This window comes from Notoacmeibacter marinus, assembly GCF_002238045.1.
GTDB classification, from domain to species: domain Bacteria; phylum Pseudomonadota; class Alphaproteobacteria; order Rhizobiales; family Rhizobiaceae; genus Notoacmeibacter; species Notoacmeibacter marinus.
The window spans coordinates 1,642,814-1,662,933 of record NZ_NBYO01000001.1 but is presented as its reverse complement, the minus strand read 5'-3'; the positions used below and the strand labels follow the sequence as shown (position 1 = coordinate 1,662,933).

General features: G+C 59.4%; 20 protein-coding genes. 5 read left to right on the top strand and 15 right to left on the bottom strand.

Going from position 1 to position 20,120, the window contains the following annotated elements; all coding sequences use genetic code 11:
• Positions 1-89: 89 nt before the first annotated feature.
• Positions 90-1,811, top strand: a complete 1,722-nt coding sequence (locus B7H23_RS08005; RefSeq protein ID WP_206608882.1) for a PQQ-dependent methanol/ethanol family dehydrogenase — start codon at positions 90-92, stop codon at positions 1,809-1,811.
• A gap of 99 nt (positions 1,812-1,910) precedes the next feature.
• On the opposite strand, the gene B7H23_RS08000 is transcribed toward B7H23_RS08005, so the two are convergent.
• The 3 genes from B7H23_RS08000 to B7H23_RS07985 form a co-directional block, all read right to left on the bottom strand.
• Positions 1,911-2,834, bottom strand: a complete 924-nt coding sequence (locus tag B7H23_RS08000; protein ID WP_094076745.1) for an FAD:protein FMN transferase — start codon at positions 2,832-2,834, stop codon at positions 1,911-1,913.
• On the bottom strand, positions 2,831-4,948 hold the full coding sequence (locus B7H23_RS07995; RefSeq protein WP_206608866.1) for a 4Fe-4S binding protein: 2,118 nt from the start codon (positions 4,946-4,948) through the stop codon (positions 2,831-2,833). Before B7H23_RS07995 ends, B7H23_RS08000 begins: the two co-directional genes overlap by 4 nt.
• A gap of 455 nt (positions 4,949-5,403) precedes the next feature.
• Positions 5,404-6,075: a GntR family transcriptional regulator gene (locus tag B7H23_RS07985; RefSeq protein ID WP_094076957.1), complete on the bottom strand. Its 672-nt coding sequence runs from the start codon at positions 6,073-6,075 to the stop codon at positions 5,404-5,406.
• A 124-nt stretch (positions 6,076-6,199) separates the two neighbouring features.
• Between B7H23_RS07985 and B7H23_RS07980 the strand changes: the two genes are divergently transcribed.
• The 4 genes from B7H23_RS07980 (at position 6,200) to B7H23_RS07965 (ending at position 10,250) form a co-directional block, all read left to right on the top strand.
• Positions 6,200-7,198 (top strand): TRAP transporter substrate-binding protein, encoded by a 999-nt coding sequence (locus tag B7H23_RS07980; RefSeq protein ID WP_206608865.1) that lies wholly within the window; start codon positions 6,200-6,202, stop codon positions 7,196-7,198.
• Positions 7,199-7,301: 103 nt separating this feature from the next.
• Complete coding sequence (locus tag B7H23_RS07975; RefSeq protein ID WP_206608864.1) at positions 7,302-7,763, top strand: TRAP transporter small permease; 462 nt, start codon at positions 7,302-7,304, stop codon at positions 7,761-7,763.
• A 10-nt stretch (positions 7,764-7,773) separates the two neighbouring features.
• Positions 7,774-9,057, top strand: a complete 1,284-nt coding sequence (locus B7H23_RS07970) for a TRAP transporter large permease (RefSeq protein WP_094076742.1) — start codon at positions 7,774-7,776, stop codon at positions 9,055-9,057.
• A gap of 47 nt (positions 9,058-9,104) precedes the next feature.
• Positions 9,105-10,250 (top strand): alpha-hydroxy acid oxidase, encoded by a 1,146-nt coding sequence (locus B7H23_RS07965; protein WP_094076741.1) that lies wholly within the window; start codon positions 9,105-9,107, stop codon positions 10,248-10,250.
• Between the two features lie 23 nt (positions 10,251-10,273).
• On the opposite strand, the gene B7H23_RS07960 is transcribed toward B7H23_RS07965, so the two are convergent.
• The 12 genes from B7H23_RS07960 to B7H23_RS07905 form a co-directional block, all read right to left on the bottom strand.
• On the bottom strand, positions 10,274-10,687 hold the full coding sequence (locus B7H23_RS07960; RefSeq protein ID WP_094076740.1) for a methylglyoxal synthase: 414 nt from the start codon (positions 10,685-10,687) through the stop codon (positions 10,274-10,276).
• On the bottom strand, positions 10,668-11,183 hold the full coding sequence (locus B7H23_RS07955) for a 2,4'-dihydroxyacetophenone dioxygenase family protein (protein WP_094076739.1): 516 nt from the start codon (positions 11,181-11,183) through the stop codon (positions 10,668-10,670). The genes B7H23_RS07960 and B7H23_RS07955 overlap by 20 nt, the downstream gene beginning before the upstream one ends.
• A gap of 10 nt (positions 11,184-11,193) precedes the next feature.
• Positions 11,194-11,895, bottom strand: coding sequence for an SDR family NAD(P)-dependent oxidoreductase (locus B7H23_RS07950; protein WP_094076738.1), 702 nt, complete (start codon positions 11,893-11,895; stop codon positions 11,194-11,196).
• Positions 11,892-12,518 (bottom strand): 2-dehydro-3-deoxy-6-phosphogalactonate aldolase, encoded by a 627-nt coding sequence (locus tag B7H23_RS07945; RefSeq protein ID WP_094076737.1) that lies wholly within the window; start codon positions 12,516-12,518, stop codon positions 11,892-11,894. Before B7H23_RS07945 ends, B7H23_RS07950 begins: the two co-directional genes overlap by 4 nt.
• Positions 12,515-13,435: a 2-dehydro-3-deoxygalactonokinase gene (locus B7H23_RS07940; RefSeq protein ID WP_094076736.1), complete on the bottom strand. Its 921-nt coding sequence runs from the start codon at positions 13,433-13,435 to the stop codon at positions 12,515-12,517. Before B7H23_RS07940 ends, B7H23_RS07945 begins: the two co-directional genes overlap by 4 nt.
• Positions 13,416-14,105, bottom strand: coding sequence for an RraA family protein (locus B7H23_RS07935; protein WP_094076735.1), 690 nt, complete (start codon positions 14,103-14,105; stop codon positions 13,416-13,418). Before B7H23_RS07935 ends, B7H23_RS07940 begins: the two co-directional genes overlap by 20 nt.
• Positions 14,106-14,117: 12 nt before the next feature.
• Complete coding sequence (locus B7H23_RS07930; protein WP_094076734.1) at positions 14,118-15,149, bottom strand: C-terminal binding protein; 1,032 nt, start codon at positions 15,147-15,149, stop codon at positions 14,118-14,120.
• Positions 15,142-15,636, bottom strand: a complete 495-nt coding sequence (locus B7H23_RS07925; RefSeq protein ID WP_094076733.1) for a lactoylglutathione lyase family protein — start codon at positions 15,634-15,636, stop codon at positions 15,142-15,144. The genes B7H23_RS07930 and B7H23_RS07925 overlap by 8 nt, the downstream gene beginning before the upstream one ends.
• A gap of 22 nt (positions 15,637-15,658) precedes the next feature.
• Positions 15,659-16,447, bottom strand: coding sequence for an SDR family NAD(P)-dependent oxidoreductase (locus tag B7H23_RS07920; RefSeq protein ID WP_094076732.1), 789 nt, complete (start codon positions 16,445-16,447; stop codon positions 15,659-15,661).
• 1 nt (position 16,448) lies between these two features.
• Entirely contained in the window at positions 16,449-17,405 is a 957-nt protein-coding gene (locus B7H23_RS07915; RefSeq protein ID WP_206608863.1) for an ABC transporter permease, read from the bottom strand.
• Between the two features lie 41 nt (positions 17,406-17,446).
• Positions 17,447-18,976, bottom strand: coding sequence for a sugar ABC transporter ATP-binding protein (locus B7H23_RS07910; protein WP_206608862.1), 1,530 nt, complete (start codon positions 18,974-18,976; stop codon positions 17,447-17,449).
• 87 nt (positions 18,977-19,063) lie between these two features.
• Positions 19,064-20,098, bottom strand: a complete 1,035-nt coding sequence (locus tag B7H23_RS07905; protein WP_094076730.1) for a sugar ABC transporter substrate-binding protein — start codon at positions 20,096-20,098, stop codon at positions 19,064-19,066.
• Between the last annotated feature and the right edge of the window lie 22 nt (positions 20,099-20,120).

Here is a 20,120-nt window from a genome sequence, read left to right as displayed (position 1 = left end):
TTCTGGCGTTCGCCGCGATGCTGGCCAGCAGCACCGCCTATGCGCAAGACGCTACGGAACCGGCCAAAGCCGCCGATACCGAAGAGACGATGGCGACCGAAACCAAACCGGTGACGGAGGAAGACCTCGCCAACGACACGCAAACGACCGACAATGTTCTGACGAACGGTATGGGCCGTCATCTACAGCGCTATTCACCGCTGTCGACGCTTAACAAGGACAATGTGCAGAACCTCGTTCCCGCATGGGCCTTTTCGCTCGGTGGCGAGAAGCAGCGCGGCCAGGAAACGCAGCCGCTCATCTATGACGGTGTCATGTATGTCACCGGTTCCTACTCGCGGCTCTATGCCATCGATGTGGAGACCGGCAGGGAACTCTGGCAGTACGATGCCCGTCTGCCCGAGGGCATTCTGCCCTGCTGCGATGTCATCAATCGCGGAGCGGCGATCTTCGGCGACAAGATTTATTTCGGCACGCTCGACGCCACTCTCGTCGCTCTGGATATGAAGACCGGCGACGTGGTCTGGCGCGACCGCATCGCCGATTACCGCGCTGGCTACTCCTACACCTCAGCACCGCTGATCGTAGACGGGCTCGTCATCACCGGCAATTCCGGCGGCGAATTCGGCATTGTCGGCGAAGTGCAGGCTCGCGATGCGGAGACCGGCGATCTGGTCTGGACCCGTCCGGTGATCGAAGGTCACATGGGCACGTTCAAGGGCGAAGAAAGCTCGATGACGGGCGAACTGAATGCCACCTGGCCCGGCGACATGTGGAAGACAGGCGGCGGCGCGACATGGCTCGGTGGCAGCTACGATGCCGAGACCGATACAATCGTCTTCGGCGCCGGCAATCCCGCTCCCTGGAATTCCTGGCTTCGCGGCGCAGGCAATCCAGAAGGCAACGAAGGCGACAATCTCTACGCCGCATCGCGGATCGGCATGGATCCGGCGACCGGCGAGATCAAGTGGCATTATCAGACCACGCCCCGCGAAGGCTGGGATTTCGACGGCGTGAACGAAGTTGTCCCATTCACCGATGGCGAAGGCAACAAGCGATGGGCGACGGCAGACCGGAACGGCTTCTTCTACGTGCTGAACCGTGAGGACGGCGCTTTCGTCAACGCCACGCCGTTCGTCAAGAATATCAGCTGGGCCGAAGGGATCGATGAGAACGGGCGTCCGATCTTCAACGAGGACAACCGTCCGGGCAATCCGGCGGCGGCTGCCGATGGCGGCAAGGGCGAGGTCGTCTTCTCCGTCCCGTCCTTCCTTGGCGGCAAGAACTGGATGCCGATGGCCTACAGCCAGGATACCGGCCTCTTCTACGTGCCGTCCAATGAATGGGGCATGGATATCTGGAACGAGCCCGTCTCCTACAAGAAAGGCGCGGCCTATCTTGGTTCCGGCTTCACCATCAAGCCGATCTTCGAAGATCATATCGGTTCGCTGAAAGCCATCGATCCGACGAGCGGCGAGATCAAGTGGGAATACAAGAACGACGCCCCGCTCTGGGCGGGCGTGATGACCACCGCCGGCGGCCTTGTCTTCACCGGTACGCCGGAAGGGCAGTTCAAGGCGTTCGACGCCGATACGGGCGAAGAACTCTGGAGCTTCCAGACCGGCTCGGGCATCGTTGGACAGCCCGTGACCTGGGAAATGGACGGCGAACAATATGTCGCCGTCGCGTCCGGCTGGGGCGGCGCCGTGCCGCTCTGGGGTGGCGAAGTCGCCAAGAAGGTCAACTACCTCAATCAGGGCGGCATGATCTGGACGTTCAAGCTGCCGAAGCAGTTGGCCTCCCAGCAATAAGCTCTTTCTCCCAAGCGACTTGGAGGCGCCGCAAGGCGCCTTCTTTTTTGCGTCTGCCGAAAAAGGCGTGAGGTCAAGGAGGCGACTGGCCGGACGCCTTCAGAGATCGATGGAGAAAACCTCTTCGTGACGATCCTGCGCCACCACGCGAGATAGTTTGCAGGCAGCGGCCAGCGCTTCGATCTCGTCCCGGCCGGATGTCAGTGCCAAGGCTGTCGAGGCGGCGTCCGCCGTCGCCGCGTCCTCCGCAACCACGGAGACGGTCTGCCAGTAGGGTGGCGAGGCGTCGCCTGTAACCGGATGCAACAGATGTCCGCCGCCATCGGGAAAGAGAAAGGCGTCGTGGGTCGAGGTCGCCGCCGCCGCATCACGCAGCGCATGATGGCCGATCAGATCGCGCCCGTTCGATATACCGAGACGCCGCGTCCGGCCGCTGGCGCTGAATTCGCCCGCATCGATCAGCACATCGTGAATCCCGTGGGCCGCCAACGTTTGACCGATCCGGTCGCAGGCGAACCCCTGGGCGATACCGTTGAAGGTGATGGTCGCCCCTTCCGGTGGTGCAAGAAGGGTTCGCCCCTCTACGCGCAGATCCCGCCAAAGGGTGGACGAAGGCGGTTCGGGTTCGTTCCTCATCCGCGCGGCGAAACGGCCTTGCACGGCCGGGTCGAACAATCCACCGGTCCGCTCATGCATTCTGGAGACGATCTGGCGGAGCCGGCCGAACTCCGGCGACATCTCAAGCCGTCCCGTGCAGTTGAACAGGCTGATCTCGCTCGCCGGATCGTAGATCGAGAACAATGCCTCCATTCGGCGCAAAGTATCGCGGGCGGCCGCGAGGGCGCGTCGCGCATCTTCATCATGGCCATCAGCGCCACCGGCGATCTCGATGCGGCAGTCTGCGCCGAGTGCGCGTCCCTGCCAACTGACGGCGTGAACAGACGATGCGCTGCCCAGCCCCGCCATGCCGGCACCCGCGAAGATGGCGAGAAAGCGCCGCCGTGTAAGCCTTTCCCCATTCATGCCGCTGGTACCGGTTCGGTGGCGGATGACGGTTTGAGCGTGCGTTTCCTGCCCTTGGCCGCCAAAACCAGGGGAACGCAGCGCTCCGCATCGTCATGAATCGCGACGCAATCCAGACAGCCGAAACATTCGTCATATTCGATGCGGCCATCCTTCGCGATGGCGTTGTAGCTGCATTTGACCTTGCAGAGCTGGCAAGGCGTTCCGCATTCGACGCGCCGGTCGATCCATTTGCGCATGCGCAGCATGCCGCCGATCGCCATTACCGCGCCAAGCGGACAGAGATAGCGGCAGAAGCCTTTGAAGACGAACATGGAAAGGATGAGCAGTCCGACCGCATAGGCGACGTAGTACCATTCGCGGACGAAATAGGTTGTCACCGCCGTCTTGAAGGGCTCGATCTCGATCAACCTGTCGTTCAGGCCGGGCGCGAAAAGTGCGGCGCCGACCATGATCGCCAGCACGACATATTTTAGCTTGGACAGGATCCGGTCGTAGCGATCCGGCACGTCGATCTCCGGCAGACGGAGAAGACGCGCCAGTTTGGCCGTGAATTCCTGCATGGCGCCGAACGGGCAGAGCCATCCGCAGAAGACGGCGCGGCCCCAGAAGAAGAAAGCGACGATTGTCGCGAGCCAGATGAGAAGCGAAAACGGATCGTAGAGGAGGAAGGCGAGCGATTTCTGCTCGGCCACGGCGCGTGTCACGCCGAGCGGCGTGGCGACGGACAGTTGGCCCTGTCCCCACCAGCCGACAAAGCCTGTCATGACCGCCAATACGACCAGCCGGAACGTTGGAAAGTGCCGGTGACCGGCAAAGGCCCGCATATTGGGACCAAGAAGGATGAACAGACCGGCCAGCCCGACGCCGAGCGCGGCAAGATCGGTGCTGCGGTTCTGAACGGCCTGGAGCCAGACCGGCGGCGGATCGGGTGGACGGTCGACGACGAAGAACCGTTCGTCCGTCTGGTGCGGAATCGTGAAGTCGATCGTACCGATTTCCGGTTGAAAGGAGCCATGCTCGCGGATCGCCCTGACCGACAGCGTCCATTCGTCGATGGGATTGAAGCCGAGTCGCCGGTCGGTTCGCAGCACGAGAGCCGTGCCGGAGGGGACGTCGGGCTTCAGATCGATCAGGAAATCGGCGTCGCGCAGGGCGATGGGAAGGCCGCCCTGTTCCGCCGCGATCAGATCGGGGCTGGTGTTGCGGACGAACGCGTCGCCGATCAGGCCGTGGCGTCCGGCTTCGATGAGCAGGATCGGTTCGTCATGCTCCGACACTTCACGAAAATTCTGTAGTTCCCTAAGGGTGCTGGAGGCCAGGACGGCCTTTGCGATGGCGGGCGGGCCGATATCGACCACCCATAGATCGAGATAAACGCCATCCGGATCGCCGACCGCTTCCGGGTCGTCGTCCTCCCAGATCGTTCCGGCATAGGCCTGCTGAAGCTCGGCATTGGTAACGATGCGGCGGCTGGCCAATCCCTGTTTGACCAGATCGTCCCAAGTGAGGTCTTCCTCATAGGTTAGGTCGGGTCTGGCGGCGGAGGATGTGCCGACGCCCTGCATTTTCTCCCGAGCGACCGAGAAGGCTGCGCCGAGAATGGATTCATGCGCGATCCGGACGCTGGCCGTCGCCTTGGTGACGCCATCGAGATAGACGAGCGATGAGCCTTCGCTGGACGCGCCGTAGGGAACACCGACGACGAGCGTATCGGTGATCGAGTGTCCCTTGTACTGGCTGACGAACTCGCGAAAGGGCGTTTCGCCGAGCCCGGATACGAAGATCGGCTCATTATGTTCGATCAGGTCGACATCGATGAAGCGGCCTTCGGCCGTGACCTGAACGAAAAGATTGATCGGCACGCCTGAAAATCCCGGCAAGGGCGCTCGCGGCACGGAGGCGAATCCATAGCCTGCGACGCGTCCGTCCAGATTGACGAGCTCCCAGCTGCCCTCGGCGAATTCCTCGCCGAGACTATAGGGTGGCTCAATGAATCTGGAGGCCTCGTCCGCCGTGAACGCGGCGGCCGCGACCTGCGGCGCAGCCATTGCCACAACGATGATGAAAGCGCGCAGCACCTCCCGGAACAGCGTGCGAAGTCTCCTCTCCATTCAGGGAGGATCACACCAGGTCACAGGCTTTTCAATCGACAAAGCAGCCAAATCGCCTTGTACTTTAGGACATGGGGCAAGGCGAAAGGGTGACTGGGAACGGTTCTCGTTTTGCGGCTCGCAACCGAAAATTGAACGTCGCGAATGGATGTCCATTGCACACTACCGTGGCATGATCGACGCGCCGATCTGCACGCCAAGCGCACAACGTTCAAGCAGCCGCAATACGGTCGTGTAACATCGATGCTGACAATTCCAATTCTCGTCAGGGAGGAACAGCGAAACATCATGTCCTCATACTCGCATGGCTTTTCGTCGGTTGGGCGTCGCGTCGGCGATGGTTACAACAGCCAGAATGATCAATCCAACGCCCGCGAGACGGACATCTCTCATTCCCGCGCCATCGCGACAAGGGCAGGCAATGCTGGCTCCGAGCCATGTTTGGAGTTGTGTTTCTAATCCTGTCCAACCCCGGTCAGATCCGAGTAAGAACGCTCGCCACGTGTGATTTGCCGTTTCAGCACGTTCTTTGCTGATTTCATTTTGCCGTCGGACAGATGCGTCGCGATCGCCGCATGTTCCTCGAACGATTTCGCCGTACGTTCAGGGCGTTTGGAAAGATGCGTCCGCATCGTTCTAACGATGTCGCTGACTTTTCGATATCCCTCCCGCAGGTAACTGTTGCCGCAATGTTTGAAAAAGGCGTCGTGAAAATCTGCGTCCAGATCGAGATATTGGTCGAATGCATCGGCCATCTGGGCCTTTGACATTCTGCCAACAATGTCCCCAAGCTCATCGAGAAGTGCAGCGGGATTTAGGTCGATCGCCTGATCCATGGCTGCTGTTTCGAGGATCAGTCGAAACCGGCAGAGCTGTACGACGTCTTCTTCGGACAGGCTGAAGACAAAGGCCCCGCGCTGAGGAACGATCTGGACCAAACCCTGAAGATTCAGGGCGGCTAGGGCTTCGCGGATCGGTGTTTTGCTGATCCCCATAGCAATCGACAACTTCACTTCCGGTAGCGGCTCGCCCAATCCAAATGTGCCCCGGAGAATACCTTGCCGGATATGATTTTCAGCGATTTTACTTAAGGAATCCGGGCGTTTAATCTGTAATGGATCGGCCATATTCGCTTTATCCTCCAGCATCCTCGAAACGAGATAGGACACCTGCCCTTGATTTCTACATTGTATCTGATATGTCAGATTGAGGGTAGGAATATCGCTTACAGTCAATCCTTGGGAGGATACCTTGTTCAAGAACTCTACACTCGCGCTCGGCGCCGCAATGGCCGTCGGGCTTACTTTCGCAGCATCCGCTGAAACGGTCATCAAGGTTGGACACGGCGCCGCCGAAGCTTTTCATATGCACCGGGCACTCGTGAAATTCGAAGAACTGGTCGAGGCTGGCTCGAACGGTGAGATCGATGTGCAGATCTTCCCCTCCTCGCAGATGGGACCCGACCGTGAGATGATCGAAGGTGTCCAGACCGGCGTTCTCGAAATGGCCATCCCGCCTTCCTCCTTCTTCGCAGGCTGGGACCCCGCATTTGCGGTTATCGAACTTCCCTACATGTACGCATCCAAGGACATTGCCTTTGACGTGCTGGACAGTGAGGCAGGCGAGGCAATGCTGGCCCGGGTCGAAGATCAGGGCCTTGTAGGCCTCGGCTGGCTGGAACTGGGCGTGCGCAACGTGACAAACAATGTCCGCCCGGTCGCTTCGCCGGACGACCTCGAGGGTATCAAGCTGCGCACGATGAAGGTGCCCGCCCATGTCGCGACTTTTGAAACGCTTGGGGCCAACCCGACGCCGATGAATTTCGGCGAGGTTTATTCCGCGCTCCAGCAGGGCGTCATCGACGGTCAGGAAAACCCGCTTGCGATCATCACCTCTCAGCGCTTCTACGAAGTGCAGAAATATCTGTCGACCACGGGGCACGTCTTTGCCGTCTATATGCCTGTGATTTCGAAGCCATTCTTCGATGAGCTTTCTGCCGAACACCAGCAGTTGATCCGCGAATCGATGGCGGCAGCCCGCGCTTATCAAGCCGAAATCGTCGCTGCCGAAGACGCCGCGCAACTTGAAGAGATCCGCGCGTCCGGAGTTGAGGTTCTGGAATTGACGGCGGAGCAGCGCAAGGCGTTCGCCGACAAGACCGAAAGCGTGCGCCTGCAGTACCGCGAAGAAGTTGGCGCAGAGGCCTATGACGCCTGGGTCGCGGCAGTGGCCGCAGCGAGCGGAGGCTGATCTTCGGTCTATTCAACCAATAAGGGCACTCGCGCTAGGCACGGTGCGGGTGCCTTCTTCGTTTCCGGGGAGGTATACGATGTCGGTTATCAGGTGGGTAGATTTGAACGCAGAAAAGGCTTTGGCAAGCCTGTTGCTGGCCGCGATCGTCTTATTGATCTTCGGCAATGTGTTCATGCGCTATATCATGAACGCCTCTCTCTCCTGGGGCGAAGAGCTGACGCTTTGGTTGTTCGTCTGGTTTGTCTGGCTCGGCATCAGCTACGCCTTTCACACGGGCGATCATGTGCGCATTACAGTCTTTCGGGACGTGCTGGGCGAACGGGCTCGGCTTTATGTGGATGCCGTGATCGCGTTGCTGGTGCTCGGCTTTCTCCTTGTTCTCACAGTGGAATGCATCAAGCTGATCATGATGCCCTTCGTCGCCAGCCAGACGTCGGTCGTTCTTGGGCTGCCGATCCCGATCCTTTACGCCTCGGCGCCAATCGGAGCAGGCCTGTCCGCCATCCGCGTTGTCCAGCATTTGATACGAACCCTGCGGCTCATCGCAGCCACCAAGGCGTGAGGGCTCTCCAATGCTTGCGACGACCCTTTTCCTGACGCTGCTTGCCCTTCTGCTCTTCAGCGTGCCGATCGGCATCTGCCTGGGCCTTGCAACGATGATCGTGATGGTCTTCGTCGACGGTACGCCGCCCATGGTGCTACTGGCCCGGTCAGTGGTGACAGGTGCGGACTCGTTTCCGTTGATCGCCGTGCCGCTTTTCATCTTGGCTGGCGATCTGATGCAGCACGGCGGCATGTCTCGCCGTCTGGTCGATTTCGCCAATGCGCTGATCGGCCATATCCGGGGTGGGCTGGCCTATGTGAACGTGCTGGCCTGCGTGTTCTTCGCGGCAATCTCCGGGTCGTCTCCGGCGACCGTGGCGGCCATCGGATCGAACATGATCCCCGAGATGGAAAAGGTTGGCTACACACGCAAGTTCAGCGGCGCGTTGACAGCCTCCTCGGGCATGATCGGCGTGATGATCCCGCCTAGTATCCCATTCATCATCTATGGCGTCACAGCCGAAGTTTCGATCGGCAAGCTGTTCCTTGCCGGTGTGGTGCCCGGTATTCTGTTTGCATTGATGTTCATGCTGGTTGCCCGGCTCCTTCTTCGCCGTGAAACGACGGTTCAGGAATCGACCACCGCATTTTCAGGCGTGGGTGTCTGGCAGAGTTTCCGTGCTTCAATATGGGCGCTTCTGGTGCCGGGTATCATTCTCGGTGGCATCTACAGCGGTATTTTCACACCGACCGAAGCCGGCGCTGTCGCCGTGGTGTACGCCGCCATCATCGGTATCTTCGTTTACGGCGATATCACCGTCAGAGACCTGCCCAAAATTCTGGCGGGCAGCGCCAGAACCAGCGGTACCATTCTGGTGCTCGTGATCATGGCTACCGCTTTTGGCAGGCTGATAACCCTCGCCCGAATTCCAACGGAGCTGGCCACGACGATCACCGGCCTGTCAGACAACCCGATCGTCATCCTGTTCTTGATCAATGTGCTTCTGCTTGTGATCGGAATGTTCATGGAGACGATCTCGTCGATCATCATCATGACGCCGATCCTTCTGCCGGTTGCCATTGCCTTGGGCGTCGACCCGATCGTCTTCGGCGTCATTCTCACGGTCAACCTGGCCATCGGGTTCTGCACGCCTCCGCTGGGTGTGAACCTCTTCGTGGCCAGCAGCATCTCGAAGGTCTCCATCGAGAGCCTCAGCCGAGCGATCCTGCCCTTCTTCGCAGGCATGCTCATTCTGCTGATGCTTATCACCTATGTGCCGGCAATTTCCCTGGCTTTGCCATCTCTTTGGTGACCCGCCCGACGTCGCAATGCGCAATGCAACAGAATTGGAGGATACCGATGGATCTGGACTTGTCTTGCCCATCGATAGAGGACCTTCGGAACGCAGCGCGCAAACGCATCCCGAAATTCGCCTTCGAATATCTGGACAGTGCGACCGGCAGGGAACTGGGACTGAAGGTCAACCGGGACGCGCTCGACGCCATCGGTTTCATGCCGAGCGTTCTGTGCGGCCGAACCAAGGCGGAGCTTCAAACAACACTTCTGGGACAAACATACGATCTGCCGTTCGGGATGGCGCCCGTAGGCATGTCAGGGCTGATGTGGGCCGGGGCGGAGCGGATTCTGGCGCAGGCCGCTGTCGCACACAACATTCCGTTCTGCCTGTCGAGCGTCGCGGTTGCATCACCCGAGGACGTCGCACCCTTCATCGGCAACAATGGCTGGTTCCAGCATTATCCTGTCAATTCGGGAGACCTACGTCGAAAAATGCTGCCACGCATCAAAGACGCAGGATTTCACACGCTGATCATCACCGTGGACGTGCCAGAGGAGAGCCGGCGCGAGCGGCAGCGACGCGCCAATTTGACCGTCCCGCCCAAGGCCGACATTCGTACGCTGGCTGGAATGGCATCTCGGCCTGCCTGGTGTCTTGCGCATCTGCGTGAAGGCGTCGTCCCGAGGATGCGGTTCTTCGACGACTACATCCCTCAGCGAGGTCGGGAAAGCTTTACCCATGCCGGCGCTTTGATCCGCGGCATCCCAGATTGGCACTACCTGCGCGAATTGCGTCAGGAGTGGGAGGGACATCTTGTCGTCAAAGGCGTTCTGCGGCCAGACAACGCCAAACGAATGGCAGAAGAAGGCGTGGATTGCATTTGGGTGTCAAACCACTCAGGGCGTCAATTCGAAGCGGGACCGGCCGTGATCGAACAATTGCCGAAAATCCGTGATGCTGTCGGACCGGATGTGCCCCTCATCTACGACTCCGGTGTGGCCTGGGGGCTGGACGTCATGCGCGCTTTGGCCAAAGGCGCCGATTTCGTCATGGTCGGACGGGCATTCCAATATGCCGTCGCAGCATTCGGAGCGCGTGGCGTCGATCACCTGATGCATATCCTGAAAGCCGACATCGAGGCCAATATGAGCCAGCTTGGGGCCGAAAAGATCGACGAATTGGCAGGCTACCTTCTGGAGAGCGACTGATCAGGCTGCCAGTGCGCAGCCGATCAGAAGCGCTCGTCAGTTTTCTCTCCGAGCAGACCGTCCACGATCAGATCGGCCGTAGAACGCGAACACGCCATCGGCAGGTCGTAGACTGTCGCCAAACGGGTCAGCGCCTTGACATCGACATCATGGGGCATGGGTGACAATGGATCGACGAAGAAGATCAGCGCATCGAGCTCGGCTTGGCAGATCATGGCGCCGATCTGCTGGTCTCCTCCGAGGGGACCGCTTTTCAGACAGGTCACATTCAGTTCCGAAAAAGCCGTCTTGATAAGGCTGCCGGTCGTCCCGGTCGAAAACACATGCATGCCCGATAGAGGGACAAGTTGAAGGCCGACCCACTCTACGATCTCGTCTTTTCGCGCATCGTGGGCAACAAGCGCAAACCGCGGGGTCCTAGCGGATAAACTGGTCAACGTAATCTTCCCCAAGACCGGCTTCGGCAAAGTGCTTGCGGCAAAGATCGATCTTGGTGAAAACGTCTTCGTAGCCGGTCACACTGCCCCAGGGATCGACGTAGCACATCACGCCGTTCACCTGGAAATAAGTGATCATTTCCTCGACATCGTCCGGAACGACCAGCGTATGCGTTTCGCCCGGCGGCTCGTAGACATAGCCGCCCTCTTCGGCGATCCAGTCATGTTCCAGATAATGCCATCGGCCTTTCAGAACGAAGCCGTGGACGGGCTGCGGGTGGCGGTGGCGCGACAGGACACCGGCCTTGCGCACCTTCAAAAGATTCATCCAGTAGCCCTGCGATCGGTTCAGACAGAGCGGACGGAACCATACGTTCTTGGCCTGCGGCACCCAGAGCCGGTCATCGCAATCCGCCGCGTTCGGGATTACGATCTCCGCTTGCGCGTCCCTTGGGAACGGCAGCTGGTAGGGCATACGGCTGGTATCTTCGGTCATATCGGTCTCATCACATTGCCAGATAGCCACCGTCGACCGGATAGACCGAACCGGTGACAAAGCTTGCATTTTCACTCAGGAGCCAGTGAACAAGCGCGCCGACCTCCTCGGGCTTTCCCCACCGTTTCATCGGCGTGCGCGCCATGATCGCTTCGGTTCGAACCGGGTCTTCCCGAAGGCCCTCAGTCATCTCTGTCTCGATCCACCCCGGCGCGATGGCGTTCACCCGAATGCCGTCTTCAGCCCAGCGACCCGCCAGGGCTTTGGTCAGTTGCGCCACGCCACCTTTCGAGGCGGAATAGGCAGGCACCAATGGCCCACCAAAGGTACTGAGCATGGAGGCGGTATTGACGATTGCGCCGCCCGTTTCGGCCAACAAGGGGTGAGCCGCGAGGCAGCATCGCATCGTGCCGGTCAGGTTCACATCGAGAACCTTTGTGAAAACATCGATGTCGTATTCCTCACCCCGCAGCAGAATACCCGCGCAGTTCACCAGAGCGTCGAGCCGCGTAAGGCCGCCGAACAGGCCATCGACGGAATTTTGATCGGTGACATCCAGGGATCTCACGACCATCCTGTCGTCAGGTGCAAATGCATCCAGTTCGGATTGCGACGCAGATGCCGCGATGACGGACCAGCCCTCATTGGCGAGCCATTTCGCCACACCCACACCGATCCCACGTGTGCCTCCGGTGACCACCGCGCTCTTCATTCCAGGTCCTTCAACGCATCGGTGAAGGCGCGTGCGCGCGAGCCGATATCCTCCAGCGTATAAACCGGTTTGAACAGAGCCGATCCCAACCCGAACCCATTCACACCCGCAGCATGATACGGCGCCATATTATCCGGAGAAATTCCCCCGACTGCTGCGATGACCGCCTCCTGGGGCAAAACTGCGCGCATGGCGGCGATAGCCCTGGGCGGCACCATTTCAGCCGGGAAAAACTTGAGAATCGAGGCCCCGAAATCAAGGGCGGAAAATGCTTCGGATGGTGTCATGACACCCGGACACCAATACAGGCCCCGCGCGACTGCGGCGCGTCCGACATCTGGGTTCATATTGGGCGAAACGATGATCCGCCCGCCTGCATCTGCCACGGCTTCGACTTGCTCGACGGTCAACACAGTGCCTGCGCCGACGATAGCCTGAGCGCAATGGCGCTCCGCAATCCGACGGATGGACTCAAATGGGTCTGGAGAGTTGAGCGGCACCTCGATAATCCGGAACCCGGCCTCGATGAGCGTATCAGAAACCGGAAGAGCATTTCTCGGCTCCAACCCTCGCAATATCGCAATCAAAGGGTTTGCTGCGAATGCCGTTACAAGGTCGATCATCCCAGCAACCCCGCTGCGCGCGCAATCAGAAAATGGCCCTTGGCAACGATGTCATCCGGCGCACGACGACTCTTGAACCCTGCGGTACGAAGAGCGCTTTCGTAGCGGTCCGACAAATCATGACGCCCGACGATGGTGATCGTGCCGGCATCTTCGATATCGCGGGTCGTAGCAGCAACTTCGGCGCCGATCAGTAGGCCAGACATGTAATCAGCCGTGGCGACCTTGGCAATTTTACCCATGAGCGGGAGTGTCCGCACATGAAACAGGTTGTGCAACAGGTTCGACCCGCCATCGAGGCCCGCGGTTACACCCATCTCGAACGCCTCTTCACTGAATTCGCCGTCTTCCATCAGGGTTCCAAGGATCGTGTGCTCCTTCAGGACTGCGAAAACCTCACCCGTCATGTAAGTCGAGAAGTCCTTGATCTTCCCGTCCGCAACCTGGACCCATTTGCTGTGTGTGCCAGGCATCACGAACGTACCTTCGTTCAAGCCGAGCGCCGACGCGCCGATGATCTGCGTTTCTTCGCCGCGCATCACGTCAGGTCCCCCCGCGTGTTCGGTCGAGGCGCCCGTCACAAAGTGGATGAAGGTCCCGCTTGCGACTTCATGCGGCACCAGAGCCTGCGCAAGATCGCTGGCCCCAAGCGGCATTTCGGCATAGGGCGTTTCTACCCAGCCATTCCGGCTGGTGATCATGCCGGATGCAAGGATCGGCAGCTTGGCCTGGGCAAGCCAAGGGCCGACGAGACGATCGAAAACCGCCTCAAAGCCCTGTCCCGCAACCTGCATGATACCATCGGGTGACCAGACCCTGACGATGACCTCGCCTTCCGCGCCGATGAGAAAGGCGCGAAAGGACGACGTTCCCCAATCGATACCGATGAGGGCCGGCTCAGATACGGCCGAATTCATTCAGAAGATCCTCGACTGTCTTGCCTTTGGCGACCCATTCGCGCGTTGCAACTTCGCGGTCGGCCTGCTCCTGAGCGAGTTTCACGACCTCTTCAGCAATCCCGAGCGGCACGACGACGACACCCATCAGATCGGCAACGATGAAATCGCCCGGGTTCACCACGACACCGCCGCATGCGATGGGTACGTTGATCGACAGCTCTTCCTTGCGGCCCGAGAACATGGTGTGGGTCCCACGCGGCGTGATCGCGCGGGTCCAGATCGGCCAGTTGATGTCTTCCAGCTCGTCCGTGTCGCGACCGGCGCCGTCCACGATCATGCCGCGAATACCGCGGTTCTTGGCCAGGCCGCCCATCAGCCCGCCGCACACAGAGGTGTTCAGATCGCCGCCCGCATCGACGACGATCACGTCGCCCGGCTGGCCCATTTCGAGCGCCTTTAGCGGATCCACCAAATCCCCTTTGGACAATTGCACCGTGACGGCCTGCCCCGTGACCTTGGACCGAAAGGCCGGCTTGATGGCGCTGTCCATGACGCCGGTGCGATACTGCACATCGGCAAATATTGCGGCCGCTGAATAGGCCTCAAGCACCTTGTCGAACTTCGTCAGGAGTTCTGGATTGCGTTCGAAGTCATTGAAGACTCTCAGCTCGTTGCAGGCTTCTGGCATTTTGGTTTCCTACTATGCGGTTGATACGGCCAATGCCTCGGCATTGACGGTGTAGTCTGGTCTTTGTCCGGTGAGCACCTTGGCCACCTGCGTGGCCGCGGTGACCCGCGCCGCGTGAATGGATTGCTCGGAATAATAGGCGGCGTGCGGTGTCACCAGGACGTTGGGCAATGTGAAAAGCGGGTTGTCGTCCGGTCTCCAGTTGGCCCGTTTTGCCGGCTCCTCTTCGGTGTCGTCGAGACCGGCTGCGGCCAGGTGCCCTTCGCTCAGCGCACGAAAAAGCGCCTTGTTGTCGACCGTGGGCCCGCGCCCCGTATTCACCAGGATCGCGCCAGGCTTCATGGCGGCGAACTCCGCATCCGACAGGAAGTGATGCGTGTCCGGGGTCATTGGCGCCTGCATCAGAATGTAGTCGGATCGAGCCAGCAGATCGGCCTTGTCCACCAACTCGACACCAAGCTTTTCGGCGACTTGGGCTGGCAGAAACGGGTCATACGCGATGACGTTGACCCCGAATGCTTGCGTCCGGGTGACGATTGCTTGCCCGATCTTTCCCAGCGAAACGACACCCATCGTACGCCCGCGCAGACGATAGACGGGTTCGCCGCTTTGCCATTGCCAGACCCCGGCATGTGTTGCCCTGTCATAGTCGGGCAGCTTGCGGGCAAGCGCCAGCCAAAGGGCAACAGCGTGATCCGCCACCTCTTCGGTGCAGTAGTTCTGGACGTTGGTCACAAGGATGCCTTTGTCAGTCGCCGTCCCGACATCCACAATGTCGACACCCACACCGTAGCGCGCGATGACTTCGCATCTTTTCATCCGCGTGATCGTTTCCTTCCCGATCTTGGCGTATTGATTCATCATCGCAGCGCAGTGCGGTGCGACATCAAACAGGTCTTCCTCACACTTGGCTTGAAGCGCGATGACTTCGGCGCCTGCGGCTTCCAGTATTTCGGTCTCAACGCTGACATCGCCAAAATCGTAATCGGTGATGACGACCTTTGGTTTGTCCGCTCTGGGTATGACGTTAGCGCGATCAGTCATAAGCGCCGGCCGAATACGTCAATTCGTAAGAGTGGCTATAGAGCTCGAAAATGTTGCCGAACGGGTCTTCCATATAGACCATCCGATAAGGCTTCTCGCCGGGATAATACTTGCGCACCTGCTTCATGCGCTGCTTGCCGCCGAGATTTTCGATGATCTTGATGCGCCCTTCCAGATCCTCGTCCTGCACACAAAAATGGAACAGTCCGCGGCGCCAATACTCGAAGGGTCGTTCCTCTTCGACGGTTTTGGGAAACTCGAACAATTCGATTCCGACACCGTCCCCCATGGAAAGATGCGCGATCCGAAACTTGCCCCACCCTTCGCCGAAGACATCGTCGCACATCTGACCGATGGCGCTGTCGTCGTGCAGAATTTCGGTGGGCTCCATCAGGACGTAGAGATCGAATGCCTTGGAATAGAACTCAACCGCCTTTTCCAGATCCGGAACCGTGATGCCGATGTGAGAAAATGTAAGTGCGACCATGAGAGGCTCCCTTGCGCAATTGTCAGAGAATGTTGCGAACAATGCCGCCTTCAATCCGGTGTGCAGCGCCGTTGGAGGCGGTGCTGGCCGAGATCGTGACGATCATTCGAGCGACTTCGTCGGGTTGGACGAAACGCTGGATCAGTGAGGTTGGCTCATCCGATTTGAAGTAGTTGTCTACAATGGTGTCGAGCGGCTTGCCCTTCTGATCGGCAAGACCGTCGAAATAGGCTTCGACCCCTTCGGTCCATGTCGGGCCGGGCAGAATGGAATTGACCCGCACCTTCGTACCCTTGGTCAATTCTGCCATGCCGCGGGTCAGACCTAATATGGCAGTTTTTGAGACAGAGTAATGGACCATCTGGGGCAATGGTTTCACGGCCGCTTCGCTGGCCATGTTGATGATTGACCCTTCCCCCCGTTTCAGCATGGCAGGCAGGAAAGTCCGGCTCATCCTGACGGCGGACAGAACGTTGGTATTGAAATAATGGAGCCAGTCCTCATCGGTGAGCTCTTCAAAGGGCTTCACCGAGAAGATGCCAACATTGTTGACCAAAATATCGACTTCGCCCTGCGCCTGCGCAAATTCGGCCAGCGAAGCCGCATCGGCAGTTTTCGTCAGATCGGCGGCAAAACCTTTAACGTCGCCGAGCGACGACAGATCGTCCACGCAGGCCGCTGTTTCCGCTTCGGTCAAGCCGTGCACAATCACACGCGCGCCTTCTTCGAGGTAGAGTTTTGCAGTCGCCTTTCCGATCCCGGATCCCGACCCGGTGACCAGAACCAGCTTGTCTTTCAGTCCCAAATCCATATCAGGTCACCTCCCTGCTGCTGGCCTTTGCGGATGTTTCACGACGCCCGAACGCGCGGGGCATGAGGGCCGAGATTTCCGCGCGCCACATGTCGATGCCCACTGCCAGCAGGATGATGAGCCCCAGTACGATACTTTGCACCGAGGACGGCGCGGCATTGAGGTTGAGGCCGTTCTGAACGATCACGATCGTCATCGCCCCCATGAAGGTGGCCAGGATATTGCCGCGCCCGCCCGCCAGACTTGCTCCGCCGACAACAGCGGCGGCAATCGCCTGCAACTCCAGAGTCTGGCCATAATTCGGTGAGCCGGAGTTCAGCCGCGCCGACATCAGCACCGCGCCCACGGCCGTCATGAAACCCGCAATGACGAACGTGATCGTCTGAACTTTCTTGACATTGATCCCCGTCAGAACCGCCGCTGCGGGATTGCCGCCGACCGCGTAGATTTCACGTCCAAGCCGGGTGAAGTTCATAGTGAACGCTGCCAGACCGTAGAAGAACAGAAGATAGAAGAATGGCAGCGGGATCCCGGCGAGCTTGCCGTAAAAGATCGGCTCCAGCGCAGGGTCGAGCGAAAAGATCGGTGAACCGTTGTTGAAGGTCAGCGCCAGGCCGCGGAACGCGATCAGCGCGGCCAGTGTGGTGATGAATGACGGGATGCGCCCGTAGGCCGTGATCAAGCCAAGAAACAGGCCGAATACGCCACCCGTCACCAGAATGAGCGGTAGGGCCAACACAAGCGGAATACCGACGAACTTCAGCATCTGCGCCAATATCATCGTCAGCAGCGCCACCATCGAGCCAGCGCTAAGGTCGATCCCCGCAGCGAAGATCACGACCGTTGACCCGATGGCAATCAGCGCGACGATGCTGACCTGCAGAAATAGATTCGACAGATTGCCGGGGTTGAGGAAGCGATCGGTCGTCAGAGCGACGATGACCGCCACAATGATCATGGCCGCAAAGGGCCCGATCAGTTGGGTGTCGAAAACCCGCTTCATGCGAAAGCCTCCTCTTTCGGGGTATCTGCGGTTTCGGCGGATGCGCGCACGAGCGCGTCGTGAGACAGCTCCCTGGCAGAGACGATGCGCCGGATCGCGCCATGCTGAACGACGGCGATCCGATCGCTCATGGCCAACAATTCGTCATGGTCGGAACTGATCAGGATGATCGACTTGCCGGCGCGTGTGAGCTGGTTGATCAGGCGGTAGACGGCAATCTTCGCGCCGATGTCGATCCCCTGGGTCGGCTCATCCAGGATCAGGACCTGAGATTGCGAGAACAGCCAGCGCGCGATGACGATCTTCTGCTGGTTGCCTCCGGACAGCAGGTTGACGGTTTTCTCCTCTGCCTGGGGAGAGATCTCAAGGTCCCGAATCAGGTCGCGGGTCGCCTGCGCCTCGACCTTGAGGTTCAGGACTCCGAAACGCGACAGTGCGCCGAGCGAAGCGGCCGTAATGTTGCCGCTGGCCGAAAAATTGAAGAAGAGTCCGTCATATTTCCGATTTTCAGGCACCAGGGCGATGCCGGCCCGGATCGCGTCGATTTCGCTGCGAAACCGTACGCGCCGGCCATTCAGAAGCAATTCGCCCCGGATGAATTCGTCGGTCCCGAAGATCGCTCGTGCTATTTCGGTGCGCCCCGATCCAAGAACGCCGCCAAGGCCGAGAACCTCACCTTTCCTCAAATCAAACGAGGCGTCGGCGACGCCGGATTTCGTCGCGATTCCGCGTGCTTCCAGCACCACTTCCTCAGACGCGTTGTGCTCCTTTGGATAATGTTCGCCGACATCCTCGCCCACCATCGCACTGACGATCTGGGCTACGTTGATATCCGTCTCGCCGCTGGCGCGGACCACGCGCCCGTTTCGAAGGATCGTAACCTCGTCTACGATACGTTCGACTTCATCGAGCCTGTGCGAAACATAGAGAATGGCGGTACCATCCGCGCGCATGTCGCGCAGAAGCTGGTGAAGGCGCTCGATCTCATCTTCGCCCAGCGCAGCCGTGGGCTCATCAAGGATGATCATCCTGGCCTTCATCGCGATCGCCTTTGCGATCTCGACAAGTTGTTGCTCACCAACCGAGAGGCTACCCGTGATCGCCTCCGTCGGAATTTCAATATTCATCCCGGCCAGAACCGCCGCTGCATCGGCGTGTATTTTCTTCCAGTCGATGACCCCGAACCTCGTTCGTGGCATATTGCCCAGAAAGATGTTCTCCCCCACCGAAAGCGTGGGCACGATCGAGAACTCCTGAAAGACCGTAGCAATGCCAAGTTCCCGCGCGGCCTGGGGGTCTGAGATCGTGACCGTCTTGCCCTTGTGCAAAATCGTGCCGCTGTCTGGCTGTTGCACGCCGGACAGAGTCTTGATCATCGTCGACTTGCCGCAACCATTCTCGCCCAACAGTCCGTGGATCGAGCCCGCCATGAGCTTGATACATACCCCGTCATTGGCCAGAACGCCGGGATAGGCCTTCGAGATATCGACGAATTCCCAGAGGGGCGTCGTAGCTGCCATCATCATAGCCTCGCCAGGTTTGGGGAGTTTGAAAGGCGGGTGAATGCTCCCCGGCGATGCAAACGCGCACCGCCAGGGAACCGGGAGAACAGTTCAGTACTCCTTGGAAGGCTGGGGGAAGAGCTTCTCGGGCTCCTGCAACACGGCGATCGCGCCATCCTTGTCCTCGATGGACGTGGGGGTCTCGATCCATCCGCCTGGATAGCTGCCCTCAAGCGCATCGAGCGTGGCATGCATCGCCGCCTTACCCATCAGGAACGGCGACGTGTTGACGGTCGCGGTGACGTTCCCGGTGGCGATTTCTTCAAGTCCCGAGGTGTCCCCATCATTCCCGAGCAGGACGATATCGGAGCGGCCGAGCGCTTTGGCCGCATAGGAAGCGCCGATGATCATGTAGTCGTTGGCCGCGAAGATCATGTCGAGATCGGGATGGGATTGCAGAATATCCATGCCGGCGGTGTTTCCGCCCTCGACATTCCACTTGCCGTCAATAGACACGACCACATCGAAGTTTTCGTTGCCTTCGATACCGTCAAGGAAACCGCCGACGCGTTCGGTCGAGTGGTAACCCGGCTGGCCTTCGATGACGCCAACCTTGAGCGGTTCATCGCCGTAATTCTCGATCGCCCAATCGGCCAGCTTGTGCGTGCCGTTGCGCTGCGAATATCCCACGACGCCATGAATGGGTGTCGGGAAGTTCGGGATGTCGGAATTGATCATGACGACAGCGAGGCCCTTGTCCACCGCCTGCTTGAGCAGCGGGGCCGCGGCAAACTCATCATGGGTGCCGAATATGATCGCGTCCACATCCTGGGTCAGGACGTCCTGAATCATCCCCATCTGCCCGTTGATGTCGGCGCCGGACTGGGGAGCGAGCATGAAAACCTCCACACCCTCTTCCTTGGCGACCGCCTTGATGCCCTCGCCGATGGCAATGTAGTAGTTGAACTCGGTTGCCGGCGGCATGTAGGCGATCCGGAACGTCTCGTTCTTCGGTTTGATCGCATCGATGGGCGCCTGAGCGCCGTCAGCCAGCGGAACCGGCGTCGGGTAGTCTTCAGCGTGTGCGACAGAAGCCAGCACAGCAAAGCCCACGATAAGGGTCGTATTCATCAGGTGTTTAAGCATAGTCTCCTCCTCCAGAATTGAA

What these genes read in the sequence shown, in the direction of transcription:
- B7H23_RS07965 (WP_094076741.1), top strand. Translation starts at nt 9,105, where the DNA reads ATGGATCTGGACTTGTCTTGCCCATCGATAGAGGACCTTCGGAACGCA.
- B7H23_RS07995 (WP_206608866.1), bottom strand. Translation starts at nt 4,948, where the DNA reads ATGGAGAGGAGACTTCGCACGCTGTTCCGGGAGGTGCTGCGCGCTTTC.
- B7H23_RS07930 (WP_094076734.1), bottom strand. Translation starts at nt 15,149, where the DNA reads ATGACTGATCGCGCTAACGTCATACCCAGAGCGGACAAACCAAAGGTC.
- B7H23_RS07935 (WP_094076735.1), bottom strand. Translation starts at nt 14,105, where the DNA reads ATGCCAGAAGCCTGCAACGAGCTGAGAGTCTTCAATGACTTCGAACGC.
- B7H23_RS08000 (WP_094076745.1), bottom strand. Translation starts at nt 2,834, where the DNA reads ATGAATGGGGAAAGGCTTACACGGCGGCGCTTTCTCGCCATCTTCGCG.
- B7H23_RS07945 (WP_094076737.1), bottom strand. Translation starts at nt 12,518, where the DNA reads ATGATCGACCTTGTAACGGCATTCGCAGCAAACCCTTTGATTGCGATA.
- B7H23_RS08005 (WP_206608882.1), top strand. Translation starts at nt 90, where the DNA reads ATGGCGACCGAAACCAAACCGGTGACGGAGGAAGACCTCGCCAACGAC.
- B7H23_RS07925 (WP_094076733.1), bottom strand. Translation starts at nt 15,636, where the DNA reads ATGGTCGCACTTACATTTTCTCACATCGGCATCACGGTTCCGGATCTG.
- B7H23_RS07940 (WP_094076736.1), bottom strand. Translation starts at nt 13,435, where the DNA reads ATGAATTCGGCCGTATCTGAGCCGGCCCTCATCGGTATCGATTGGGGA.
- B7H23_RS07950 (WP_094076738.1), bottom strand. Translation starts at nt 11,895, where the DNA reads ATGAAGAGCGCGGTGGTCACCGGAGGCACACGTGGGATCGGTGTGGGT.
- B7H23_RS07985 (WP_094076957.1), bottom strand. Translation starts at nt 6,075, where the DNA reads ATGGCCGATCCATTACAGATTAAACGCCCGGATTCCTTAAGTAAAATC.
- B7H23_RS07970 (WP_094076742.1), top strand. Translation starts at nt 7,774, where the DNA reads ATGCTTGCGACGACCCTTTTCCTGACGCTGCTTGCCCTTCTGCTCTTC.
- B7H23_RS07905 (WP_094076730.1), bottom strand. Translation starts at nt 20,098, where the DNA reads ATGCTTAAACACCTGATGAATACGACCCTTATCGTGGGCTTTGCTGTG.
- B7H23_RS07910 (WP_206608862.1), bottom strand. Translation starts at nt 18,976, where the DNA reads ATGATGATGGCAGCTACGACGCCCCTCTGGGAATTCGTCGATATCTCG.
- B7H23_RS07955 (WP_094076739.1), bottom strand. Translation starts at nt 11,183, where the DNA reads ATGACCGAAGATACCAGCCGTATGCCCTACCAGCTGCCGTTCCCAAGG.
- B7H23_RS07915 (WP_206608863.1), bottom strand. Translation starts at nt 17,405, where the DNA reads ATGATCATTGTGGCGGTCATCGTCGCTCTGACGACCGATCGCTTCCTC.
- B7H23_RS07920 (WP_094076732.1), bottom strand. Translation starts at nt 16,447, where the DNA reads ATGGATTTGGGACTGAAAGACAAGCTGGTTCTGGTCACCGGGTCGGGA.